General features: G+C 62.4%; 12 protein-coding genes. 6 read left to right on the top strand and 6 right to left on the bottom strand.

The window, feature by feature from the left end; all coding sequences use genetic code 11:
* Positions 1-327, top strand: a complete 327-nt coding sequence (locus tag ACYVDM_RS20900) for a DUF4387 domain-containing protein (protein WP_415788447.1) — start codon at positions 1-3, stop codon at positions 325-327.
* An 80-nt stretch (positions 328-407) separates the two neighbouring features.
* On the opposite strand, the gene ACYVDM_RS20895 is transcribed toward ACYVDM_RS20900, so the two are convergent.
* Positions 408-1,322, bottom strand: coding sequence for a LysR substrate-binding domain-containing protein (locus ACYVDM_RS20895; RefSeq protein ID WP_415788445.1), 915 nt, complete (start codon positions 1,320-1,322; stop codon positions 408-410).
* A gap of 179 nt (positions 1,323-1,501) precedes the next feature.
* Here ACYVDM_RS20895 and ACYVDM_RS20890 point away from each other — a divergent pair, with 179 nt between their 5' ends.
* The 5 genes from ACYVDM_RS20890 (at position 1,502) to ACYVDM_RS20870 (ending at position 6,417) form a co-directional block, all read left to right on the top strand.
* Complete coding sequence (locus ACYVDM_RS20890; protein ID WP_415788443.1) at positions 1,502-2,449, top strand: Bug family tripartite tricarboxylate transporter substrate binding protein; 948 nt, start codon at positions 1,502-1,504, stop codon at positions 2,447-2,449.
* Positions 2,446-3,210 (top strand): SDR family oxidoreductase, encoded by a 765-nt coding sequence (locus ACYVDM_RS20885; protein WP_415788441.1) that lies wholly within the window; start codon positions 2,446-2,448, stop codon positions 3,208-3,210. Before ACYVDM_RS20890 ends, ACYVDM_RS20885 begins: the two co-directional genes overlap by 4 nt.
* Positions 3,211-3,352: 142 nt before the next feature.
* Positions 3,353-4,126, top strand: a complete 774-nt coding sequence (locus ACYVDM_RS20880) for an HpcH/HpaI aldolase family protein (protein WP_415788437.1) — start codon at positions 3,353-3,355, stop codon at positions 4,124-4,126.
* Positions 4,120-5,442: a Rieske 2Fe-2S domain-containing protein gene (locus ACYVDM_RS20875; RefSeq protein ID WP_415788435.1), complete on the top strand. Its 1,323-nt coding sequence runs from the start codon at positions 4,120-4,122 to the stop codon at positions 5,440-5,442. Before ACYVDM_RS20880 ends, ACYVDM_RS20875 begins: the two co-directional genes overlap by 7 nt.
* Positions 5,443-5,457: 15 nt before the next feature.
* Complete coding sequence (locus ACYVDM_RS20870; RefSeq protein ID WP_415788433.1) at positions 5,458-6,417, top strand: PDR/VanB family oxidoreductase; 960 nt, start codon at positions 5,458-5,460, stop codon at positions 6,415-6,417.
* A gap of 141 nt (positions 6,418-6,558) precedes the next feature.
* Here the strand turns inward: ACYVDM_RS20870 and ACYVDM_RS20865 are convergent, their stop codons facing one another.
* From ACYVDM_RS20865 to ACYVDM_RS20845, 5 genes are all read right to left on the bottom strand, one after another.
* On the bottom strand, positions 6,559-7,572 hold the full coding sequence (locus tag ACYVDM_RS20865) for a histone deacetylase family protein (RefSeq protein WP_415788431.1): 1,014 nt from the start codon (positions 7,570-7,572) through the stop codon (positions 6,559-6,561).
* 148 nt (positions 7,573-7,720) lie between these two features.
* A complete protein-coding gene (locus ACYVDM_RS20860; RefSeq protein WP_415788429.1) occupies positions 7,721-8,704 on the bottom strand; it encodes a threonine/serine dehydratase in 984 nt (327 codons plus the stop codon).
* 60 nt (positions 8,705-8,764) lie between these two features.
* Positions 8,765-10,048: an MFS transporter gene (locus ACYVDM_RS20855; RefSeq protein WP_415788427.1), complete on the bottom strand. Its 1,284-nt coding sequence runs from the start codon at positions 10,046-10,048 to the stop codon at positions 8,765-8,767.
* 25 nt (positions 10,049-10,073) lie between these two features.
* Positions 10,074-11,258, bottom strand: coding sequence for an acetylornithine deacetylase (argE, locus tag ACYVDM_RS20850; protein WP_415788425.1), 1,185 nt, complete (start codon positions 11,256-11,258; stop codon positions 10,074-10,076).
* Positions 11,255-11,647, bottom strand: a complete 393-nt coding sequence (locus ACYVDM_RS20845) for a RidA family protein (RefSeq protein ID WP_415788423.1) — start codon at positions 11,645-11,647, stop codon at positions 11,255-11,257. Before ACYVDM_RS20845 ends, argE begins: the two co-directional genes overlap by 4 nt.
* Positions 11,648-11,750: the final 103 nt, after the last annotated feature.

Below are 11,750 nucleotides of genomic sequence, written 5' to 3'. Positions count from 1 at the left end.
ATGTCCACCACAGCCCGTCCGCTGACCGACTACGCGAAAGTCATTCGCAGTAAAAACTCAGGCCCGTTCGAAGTGACCTTCGATGTGATGTTCGATGACCGAGTACCCTACGAGATCGTCAAGAACAGCGGCGCCATTACGTTTGACACGATTGCCGCGGCCTTTGGGATTCCGCGCGAGCAGGTACTGGTGTGCACCCCGTTCGATGCCGGGATGGCGATCAAGATCACCATCCGTCGCAGCGTCAGTTCGGGCGATCTGGACGACCGCGATGTGTACGGTTGCCAGCAGCACGTACCGCTCACACGCATTGCGGTGCAAATGTAAGGGCATTGAGGGCGCGTTCGTCACCACTCGAACTGACAAGCCCTCGCGGGCCTTGCGCCCTACATCGATTACGGTCCACGCTATGCCACCGCGCCACGCCGCGAACCCTTCGCGCCCGGCGCGGCGTGCTTGAGCCATCTTCCGAATGCGAGAACCGCATCCAGTTTCGGCGAAGTTCTGGGGCAAAGCAACGCGTACGCTCGCCGAGCGGGCACCAGTTCGCCCGCGATGATGCATAGATTGCCTTTGCGCACCTCTTCCTGCACCAAGGCAATCGGGGCGAGCGCGACGCCCAGCGAGTCCATGGCCGCCACCAGCGCGAAATAGAGTTGGTCAAAGACCTTGGCCGCGGCGTCCGGTGCGCGCCGGATACCGTTACCGCGCATCCATTCCGACCAAGCGTTGTTCTCGGAACGGGACACGAGCAGCGTGGCTCGCACCAGATCTTGAGGCGAAAATACTTCATTGTTGCGCTGGTATTGGGGGCTACATACGGGTACGGAGCCGCCGTCCAGGAAGCGCTCGGCGCGCAGGCCGCGTGGCGTGGCATCGATACGCCGGATGGCCGCGTCGTAGCCACCTTGCTCGAAATCGACCGGCTCTATCGACGTCGACAACTCGATCTGGAAGCCGGGCTGGGTATTGTCGAGTTCGCTCAAACGCGGCATCAACCACCACATCGCCAGCGACGGTGGGACCGATACGCGCAGTGTCGATCCGGACTCGTTGAGTTGATGCAACGCGTCGCTCGCGTCGAGCAAGTTGTCGAATGCGCGCTCCACTGCGTGGGCCAGTTTGATACCTTCTTGCGTCAGCGTCAACGCTCTCGAGCCGCGTATAAAAAGCGCTATCCGAAAATGGCTTTCGAGCGTGGCAACCTGCCGGCTGACAGCGCCGTGTGTGACATGCAACTCGTCGGCCGCCTTGGTGAAGCTTCGATGCCTGGCAGCTGCATCGAACGCCTTCAGGGCATTTAGGGGAGGAAGTTGTCTCATCGCTCTCTCGCGCCGCAGCGGTCTCTGGACCTGTGAGTTTTTCTCACATTGTAGGTGAAAAAGTCGATTGTTTCCGATTCGTGTCATCACCCACAATGGCTATACGAAAACACCAATAATCCACGGAGAGACAAACAATGCGAGAGACCTGTAGAAAAGGCGTCCCATGGCGCCGCGCCATGCTGAGCATGGCAGTCACGTTGTTCGCCGCTACAGCATGGTCTGCCCAACCCATCCAGATCGAAGGTCCTTTGAGAATCGTGTTGCCATTCGGCCCTGGCAGTGGCACGGACATCTATGCACGGCTGGTGGCAGAAAAGCTGGGGCCCGCGCTGGGCACAACCGTCATCGTGGAGAACAAGCCGGGCGCCAACGGCATCATCTCTGCCGAGTCGGTGGCCCGTGCCACCCCTGACGGCAATACGTTGCTGTTCACAACGAACACGACGCATGCCGCCAACCCCAATATGTTCAAGCGGTTGTCATACGATCCGGTCAAAGACTTCGCGCCCATCAGTAAGCTCGGCAATCTGACCTTCCTGCTGGTCGTCGCTGCCGACTCACCCTACCAACGCCTGGGCGACCTGATTGCCGCCGCCCACGCGAAGCCAGAACGGGTGTCGTTCGGCGCATCAAACAGCTTCGGCACCGTATCGGGATACAAGCTCGGCAAAATCACCGACTCGCAGTTCTTGTATATCCCCTATAAGAGTTCGCCACAGATCATCACCGACCTGCTGGGCGGCCAAGTGCAATTCGCCTTTGTCGACGTCGCGGCTGCCACTCCCATGCTCAAGTCCGGCCGGATGCGTGCACTCGCCGTGCTGGCCGACCAGCGCTTTCCCACGCTACCTTCAGTGCCCACGATGAAGGATCTCGGTTACCCGCAATTTGATGTGGTGGCCTGGTTCGGCATGTTCGCGCCGGCCGGTACCCCCGGCCCGGTCGTGGACGCGCTCAACAACAAACTGGTTGCCGTACTGCAGGATCCTGCCCTACGACAACGCGGCGCCGAGTTGGGTATCGAGATCTTCGGCAGCTCTCCACAAGAGCTCGCCGATTATGTAGCGTCGCAGATTGATTTGTGGAAAGCCCTGACCGCAGATGCAGGATTGACGAAGCAATGAACTCCCTCAAAGCTCATCGCGTGGCGCTGATAACCGGCGCTTCACGAGGAATAGGCGCAGCAACGGCGGTGGCGCTGGCCCGGCAAGGCTTCCAGATGGTATTGGGCATGCGCGATACACGCCATGCCCTCGAGGTCTTGGGGCAGATCGAAGCAGTCGGCGTTGCAGCTTGGGCGGTGGAAATGGATGTGAGCAACTCAGACTCGGTGCAGGCTGCAGTCGACTTCTGTCTGAAACAAGCCGGGCAGCTGGATGCACTCGTTAACAATGCCGGCCGCATCGATCCCATCTCCCTACTTGCCGATACTGACGTGCAAGCATGGGTGGAAAGCCACAACGTCAACCTGGGCGGCCCTTATCGGGCCATACGATACGCGCTTCCCGCGTTGCTTCGCAGTCCAGCCCCTACCATAGTGAATCTGTCTTCAGGCGCCGCGCATGCCACGCGCGAGGGATGGTCGGCCTACTGCAGCGCCAAGGCAGGCCTGGCTATGTTGACCCGCTGCGTGGCACACGAGTATCCCCAGGTCGCCTGTTATGGCTTCCAGCCCGGATTCGTCGACACTGCCATGCAGGCGAGCATTCGCGCATCGGGCATCAACGACATCAGCCGCCTGGCACGCAGTGCGCTGGCGCCGGCGGAACACCCCGCCGCCTGCATCGCCTGGCTTTGCGCCACCCGGCCGAGCGACATAGCGGGACGCGAGCTGTCGATCAACGACACGGCGCTGCAGGCCTCCATGAAGGGATCAGCGAAATGAGGACGGCGGGAAAGACCATCATCACTTGTGCCGTGACAAGCGCTATCCATACGCCGAGCATGTCGCATTACTCAATGAAGTGCGGCAGATGCTGGCGCCAAAAGACCGCGATGCGGTCTCCTTCTGAGAAAAGAGCCTACAAATGAACCTATTCAAGGAAAAACTGCTGCGCAGACAGCCACAGTTCGGGCTATTCGCCATGTCGTTAACGGCACAGACAGCGGACGCCCTAGTGCCCAGCGGTTTCGATTTTCTGATGTTCGATGCCGAACACACACCGACGGCGCTGCCCATTCTTTATTCGCAAGTGCTGGCGCTCGCCTCGTCTCGCACTGCATGCCTGGTGCGCATGCCCGGACCGGACCCGGTGGCGTTCAAGCCGGTGCTGGACATGGGGATAGCCACCGTCATGGTACCGAACATACGTAATGCCAAAGAAGCAGCCCAGGCGGTGCGCGCCGTGCAGTATCCGCCTCGCGGCATCCGTGGAGTGGGCGGCAGTGTGCGCGCTACGCGCTACGGCCGCGATGCCGACTACTACGCGCAAAGCGCCGAACAGATCTGTCTGCTGCTGCAGATAGAAAGCGCGGAGGGTCTGTCCAACATCGAGGCGATCGCCGCCGTCGAAGGCGTCGACGGCTTGTTCATCGGGCCGGTCGATCTTGCCACTGACCTCGGGCATCTAGCCCAGGCGACTCATCCCGCCGTCATACAGGCGTGCCTGGATGGCGTGCGACGCATCCGGGCAACCGGCAAGGCGGCCGGCATCCTGGCGGGCGAATCCCAGGCGCAGGCGTATCTGGACGCCGGCGCCACCATGGTGTGCCTTGGTTCGGATTTGGGACTTCTCACCAAGGCGGCCGACGCTCTTGCCGCGCACTGGATTCAAAGTAACGCATCGGAGGAAGCATGCTAAGCAGAGCGGACAACGAGATATTGACCCGCACCGGTCCGGATACGCTCATGGGAAAGCTGTTCCGCAGCTATTGGCTGCCGGTTGCCCTGGCAGAAGAGGTAGCATCCCCCGACAGCCCGCCGGTGCGCATCAAAGTACTGAGCGAAGAACTACTCGTGTTCCGGGACAGTGAGGGCAAGGTCGGTGTCATCGAGCCCCGGTGTCCGCACCGTGGGGCGAACCTCTTCTTCGGCCGTAACGAAGAAGGCGGCATACGATGTGCGTTCCATGGTTGGAAGTTCAGCGTCATGGGCGAGTGCCTGGACATGCCTACCCTGGAGCCTGCGTCAGTGCCCAGAATGTGCGAGAAAGCGCGCATCAAGGCCTACCCCGCCCAGGAATGGGGCGGCTATATCTGGGCGTACATGGGCGGCGAGGACTTCCCTCCTCCCCTGCCGCACATGGAGTTTGCCCTGGTACCCGCCAGCCACCGGCACGTTTCCAAGAAGTTCCAGGAATGCAACTGGGCTCAAGCGGCGGAAGGCGGGGTGGATACGGCGCATTTCTCGTTCCTGCATCAACCGCTCGCCGAGTCCGACGACCAGTTGGCAGAGCGGGCTGCGCGCGCCACGCGCGGGTACTCCACACAGACCATGGGTCCGGACCATGTTCAATGGATGCGCGACGACGCGCGGCCCCGTTATGAAGTCAGGAAACACGCCAGTGGGCTTGTACTGGGTGCCTCGCGCAGGGCATCGGCCGGGCACGCATACTGGCGCATTGCACAGTATCTGATGCCGTCGCACGGTTACACGCCCAGTGCCACGCCGGGGCAGACATATCATGGCCAAACGTGGATACCCATCGACGATGAATCATGTTGGGTCTATGTGTATTCGTGGAATCCGTTACGACCGCTGACCGACGAGGAAATCGAGGGCTACCGCAGCGGCGGAGCCGTCTACCCTGCCATGGACGATCAATGGATGCCTTTGCGCAACAGATCCAACGACTATCTGATAGACCGGAGAATACAGAAATTGGAAAATTTCACCGGCATCGTCGGAGTATCGGAACAGGATGCCGCGATCCAGGACAGCCAGGGTCGCATTGCGGACCGGACACGGGAACTGCTCGGCCCCACCGATATTGGCGTGGTGCAGTTCCGCCGGCTAATGCTGGCGGCGGCCAAAGGCGTGGCGGCAGGCACGCCCCCTCCCGGCGTGGAGTCCGCCGACAGCTACCGGGTCCGGGCCGGTGGCATCGTGGCCGACGCATCGCTCGGCTTCGACGATGTCATGCGCGAGCGTTTCGGGCACGCTCTTGGCGAGTTTTGAAGGGTGGATTCGGCAATGGCGAGCTTCCTGCCGATGCGCATCGGCGAAATCCAGCGTATCGCCGATACCGTGGTCACGATTACGCTGGAAGGCGTCCAGGGCAGCCCGCTGCCCTCTTACGAACCGGGCGCGCACGTAGACATTCGGTTGCCTAACGGTCTGCTACGCAGCTATTCGCTAACCGCACCCTACGACCGCACACGCCCCTACACGATCGCGGTGCATCGTGGCCGGGCCAGTGGAGGAGGATCGTCGTACATTCACGAGCACCTGAGCCCGGGGGATGAGGTCGAGGTATCGGTGCCACGCAACCTGTTTCCCCTTTTGCCGGGCATGCACACCAGTGTGCTGATTGCTGGTGGCATAGGAGTCACTCCACTGTACTGTATGGCGCAACACCTCACCGCCCAGAGGCGGCCATGGCGTCTGGCTTATGCCGCCCGCAGCCGCGGCGCCGCTGCCTTCGCCGATGCATTGCAGACGCTGGCAAGCCAGGCGTCTGCGGGGCTCACCCTGCATTTCGATGATGAGGCGGCGGGCCATGTATTGAATATAGAGAACTTGATAAAAGAGGCGCCCGCCGATGCGCATTTCTATTGCTGCGGTCCGGGCCCCATGTTGGACGGGTATCACGCGGCATGCTCCGCCCTGGAGCGTGAACGGGTTCACTGCGAACGCTTTGGGGGTCAAGCCATCCAGGCTGCCAGTGGTAGCTTCGAGATCGAACTCACCCGCTCCAGCAGGACACTGCACGTCGGGCCGGACCAAACGATACTCGACGCGTTGCTGGATGCCGGCATCGACGTCGAGTATTCGTGCATGCAGGGTATTTGCGGAAGCTGCGTGACCCCTGTCCTGGACGGCGAGCCCGACCATCGAGATGCTTTTCTCAGCTTGGACGAGCAGGCGGCAGGTGATCGAATCATGATCTGCTGTTCGCGCTCCCGCAGTGCAAAACTGGTTCTCGATCGCTAACCAGTATCCCGTTCTGTCCACCTGAGATCAGGCATTCCGTACCAAACGAAACGTCGAGGATTGGTCGCGGCCGACCAACGTGTAAGCCGATCGCGACCTACCGGCTGCGCGCTGAAAAACGCGCAGCGCTTCGAGCTGTGTTCATCGCAGCCCCGCAAAGAACGCCTCAGCGTTTTCTTGCAGACCTTCGATGTAATAGCCGCCTTCCTGCACCACCAACACCGGCACACCAAAACCAGCCACCGCACGGCCGATGCGCTCGAAGCCAGCGCTGCTGACCGCGACCTTGGCCTGCGGGTCGCGTTCGAAGATGTCAAAGCCCAGCGCCAGCACCAACACATCGGGCTGGAACACCTGGATGGCCTCCACGGCAATGGCGAGCTTGTCGAAGAACACCGCTTCGGTCGATCCATGCGGCATGGGTAGATTCAGGTTGTAGCCAAAGCCCTCCCCGGCGCCTTTTTCGTTGTCGTAGCCGGCCACCACTGGGTAGAAATTTTCGGGGTCACCGTGGATCGACACGTAATAGACGTCGTCGCGTTGGTAGAAGATCTCCTGGATACCCTGCCCATGATGCATGTCGGTATCCAACACGACCACGCGGCCGTACTTGCCGCGCAGGCGCTGCGCGGCGATGGCGCTGTTGTTCAGATAGCAGAAGCCGCCCGCCGCATCGCGGCGAGCGTGGTGGCCGGGCGGGCGGCACAGCGCGTAGGCGTGACGATCGCCTGCCAGCAGGGCATCGGCACCGGCCACGGCCGACTGTGCTGACCAATAGGCCGAATGCCAGGTGGACGGCCCCACCGGACAGCTACCATCGGCCAAGTAGCGCGCTGCCTTGGCCAGCACGCCGCGCAGGGCATTGGGTTCGCGCACAAACACGTTGGACACGACTTCGTCGCCCCAGTCTTCGGGCAGTTGCTTCCATTCTTGATGGGCGGTCTTCAGAAACTGCAGGTAGTCGAGCGCATGCACGGCGGTCAGCGGCGCCATGCCCGCATCGGACGGCTGTCGCACGTCGAACCCCATGTGCTTGACCGCGCTGACCAATGCACTGGCACGGTCTGGCACTTCTTGCGGGGTGCGCATTTTGCCGCGCGAGAAATAGGTTTGCGGATGATGCAGGGCCTGGTCGGGATGGTAGTAGGCTTTCATGGCGGTCCGTGGGTTGGCGGGTTTACCGGGCGGTGCCCGGCGCGACAAGGGTGTAGGGCATTGTGGACCAGAATCGACGTGGGCCAAAGTACCAATTCCGCATTCGCGACACGTACCGCTTGGCCGGCAGGGCCGGCCGTATGGGTGTTCAGCCTATGCCCAGGTGCCGCGCGAACGTGGCCGGGTCGGTGTTGGTGCCGCACAGCAGCACACCGACGCGCTTGCCGGCCAGGTCGGTTTTCAGTGGGCCCACCAGCGCGGCAGTGGCGGTGGCGCAGGCCGGCTCGGTGGCCAACTTGAGCTGGTCGAACAGCAGGCGCATGGCACTGCGCAGTTCGTCGTCGGACACCTTGACCAGCCGGTCGACGTTGCGGCGGCACAGGTCGTAGCTGTACTGCTCGGTGTGTGGCGCCATCAGGCTGTCAGCAATGCTTTGCATGGGACCCATCTTGATGGGGCCGCCGGTCTCGAAGCTGCGGTGCATGGCGTCGGCGCCCTCGGGTTCCACGCCGATGACCTGGCATTGCGGGGCGGCCAGCTTCACGGCGGTGCTGATACCGGCCATCAGGCCGCCGCCGCCGATGGGCACGATCACAGCATCAAGATCGCCCGCCTGTTCCAGCCATTCGTAGCCCAACGTGGCGGTGCCCAGCACCGTACGGTAACCGTTGAAAGGGTGTACGAAAAAGCGCCCTTCCTCGCTTTCGATGCGATGCACGGTATCGAAGGCAGTCTGACCGTTCTCCGCCAGCACCACTTCCGCGCCGTACTGGCGGCACAGCGCCACGCGCGCGGGGCTGGCGGTCTTGATCATGACCACCTTGGCCGGAATGCCCAGGCGCATAGCGGCGTAAGCCACCGCCACAGCGTGGTTGCCCGCCGACACGCAGGTGACTCCGGCCGCACGTTGCGCGTCATCCAGCGCCAACAGGTTCGAGAATGCACCGCGTGCCTTGAACGTGCCGCTGGCCTGCAACAGCTCGAACTTGAAGTTCACTGCCGTACCCGCCACGGGTTCGAAGTCGGCCTTTTCCATGATGGGCGTGGTGCGCACCCAGCGCTGCAACTGGGCGTGCAGATCGGCGATGGCGGATAGATCGGGAAGAGTGGTGGTGTCGAGTTGCTGTGTCATGAGGGTTCCTGCTTGATACGAAACGGTGGCAGGCGCCTGCCACGGGCGGGCGGCCTGCCTTTAGCGTAGTCCCAGCCGTTTGCGTACGGCAAACAGCGAGGCGAGGCTGATCAGGGCAGCGAAAATCAGGTAGAAGCTGGGCGCCAGTTTGTTGCCGCTGACGGCGATCAGCCACACGATGATGAAAGGCGCAAAGCCGCCGAAGATGGTTACTGCAATGTTATAGGACAACGACATCCCGGTCGTGCGCGACTGGGTGGGGAACAGGTCAGTCAAGAGAGCAGGCAGCGCACCGAAGTAGCCCGACAACAGGATGCCGATGATGATCTGCACCACGATCATGGTACCGAAGGTCGGCGAAGCCGCCAACAGTGCGAAGAGCGGGTAGATCAGCACCAGGAACAGCACGGCCGCCGTGACCATGACGCCGGTGCGGCCATGACGGTCGGACCAGTGACCCACCATGGGCGCGCAGATGAACTGCACCACACCGGTGACCAACGTGGCCGCAAAAGCCGCCGCGGGCGGGATGCCCAGTTGCTTGACCGCGAAGGTGGGCATGTACAGCACCAGATACGTGGACACGGTGCCCAGCACCACGGTGCCGATGGCCAACACCAGGCGCAGACGATGGGTGGTGAACGTGTCGGCCAGCGGCGTTTCAGTGCGCTCGGATGCCAGGAACTCGGGCGTTTCGTTGATGCGGGTACGGATGTAGTAGGCCACCGGGCCGATCAGCAGTCCGAATAAAAACGGAATGCGCCAGCCCCACGATTCCATTTGGTCGGGCGTCAGCCATTCATTCAGGCCCGCGCCGAAGCCGGCGGCCAGCAGTGTCGTCAGGCCCTGGCTGGCCACTTGCCAACTGGCGAAGAAGCCGCGCCGGTTCGGCGTGTGCTCGGCCAGAAAAGCCGTGGCGCTGCCGAATTCGCCGCCGGCCGAGAAACCCTGGATCATGCGCGCGGCCACGATGCCGATGGGTGCCCAGATGCCGATAGTGGCGTAGGTGGGCATGATGGCGATCAGCAGTGTGCCCAGCATCATCAGCATGATGGACAACGTCAGCGTGGCGCGTCGGCCGACGCGATCGGCGTAGACGCCCAGTACTACCGCACCCAGCGGACGCATAAAGAACGACACGCCGAAGGTGCCCAGTGTCAGCAGCAGCGACATGCTTTCGTTATCACTGGGGAAGAACAGTCGCGCGATGGTGACGGCGAAGAAACCATAGACCACCAGGTCGAACCATTCCAACGCATTACCGATCGAGGCGGCGGCGATGATGCGCCACGCGGGGGGTGACGTCCTGCCGGCAACCGGTTGGAACGTCGTTGCGGTATTCATGAATGGCTCTCCCTGGGACTTGTGATTATGGTTGTGCAAGACTGTCGATGACGTTGGACAGGAACGTATGGCATTGCGCGACCTGTTCCAGTGCGACGAATTCGTTAGCCCGGTGGGCCTGCTGGATATCGCCCGGCCCGCAGATCACGGCAGGGATACCGGCCTGCTGGAACTGGCCGGCCTCGGTACCGTAGGCGACCTTGCGGTGGGCGGTATCGGCGGTCAGGGCGCGCACCAGTTGCGTGATGGCGGCCTGTTCGGATGCGTCCAGCGACGGCGCGCTGGCCAACGAGGTCAGCTCGATAGCGGCATCCGGATGCTCGCGTCGCATGCGCGGCAGCAACGTGTCCTGTGCATAAGACTGGATGCGCGCGTAGAACTGTTCGGGATCGGCCCCAGGCAAGTTGCGGTGTTCGAACTCGAACTGGCATTGGCCGGGAATGGTGTTGACGGCGATGCCGCCCTGGATGGTGCCGACCTGGGCCGTGCTGAAGGGCACATCGAAGGCCTCATCGAACGGTCCGGCGGCGCGCATGCGGTCGGCCTGCTCGCGAATGAAGCAAATCAGTTGCGCGGCGTACTCGATGGCGTTCAGACCCTTGGGGGTCAATGACGAATGGGCGGCATGCCCGCGTACGCAGCAGCGCCAGACATTGATGCCCTTGTGAGCCACGATCACCCGCATCGAGGTCGGTTCGCCGACGATGCAGCCGTCGGGCCGCACACCACGCGCCTTCAGCTGAGCCAACATCAGTGGCGCGCCCACGCAGCCCACTTCTTCGTCATACGACAGGGCGAAGTGAATAGGTTTTTTCAAGGCAATGCCGGTCATGCGCGGCAACAGCGACAGCGCGGTACCGATATAGCCTTTCATGTCGCAGGTGCCGCGGCCGTACAGCCTGCCGTCGCGCACTTCGGGTCGGAACGGGTCGCTGTCCCAGTCCCGGCCATCTACCGGCACGACGTCAGTGTGGCCCGACAGCACAATGCCGCCCTGCGTGCTGCCGTCGGCGGCCGGCACGGTGGCATACAGGTTGGCCTTGGCACCGCTGGCATCGTGGCTCAGGTGCGATTCGATGCCGGCCTGACGCAGCGTGTCGCGCACCATCTCGATCAGGCCCAAATTAGAATGCCGGCTGGTGGTGTCAATGCCGACCAGACGCTGGATCCAATCAACTGCCGCCTGGGGCGCGACGCGATCGGTGCTCATGTGCGCACCCCGGCATGGCACGCCGTGGCTTCGATCTCGACCAGCGCGCCCGGCACCATCAGGTCGGCGCGCACGGTCGAGCGGGCAGGCAGCACGACGTTGCCAAAGAACGTGCCATAGGCCGCGTCGAATGCGGCAAAGTCTTCGACGCGGGTCAGCCAGACGGTGGTCTTGACGATGTCGCTCGCGCCCAGGCTGGCGGCCGAGAGCTGGCGCACGATGTTTTCCAGGCAAGTACGGGTTTGCGCGGTCACGTCGTCGCCTACGATGCGGAATCCTTCGTCAAAGGCCATCTGGCCCGACACGAAGACCAGTTCGCCAGCGCGCCGGGTCATGGAAAAGTTCGGTTGGCGGCGGGGCGCGGAAGTGGCCGTGACATCGTGCTGCATCAGAAAACTCCAGACGGATCGGTGGGGGCAGCTTAGCCCTCTACGCATAGGTACGCTTATGCGCACGTGCATGCTTTGTTTGCTGAATGGTAGAAATCGCCAC

This window comes from Bordetella tumulicola (assembly GCF_054779135.1).
This window is presented reverse-complemented; position numbering and strand designations above follow the sequence as displayed.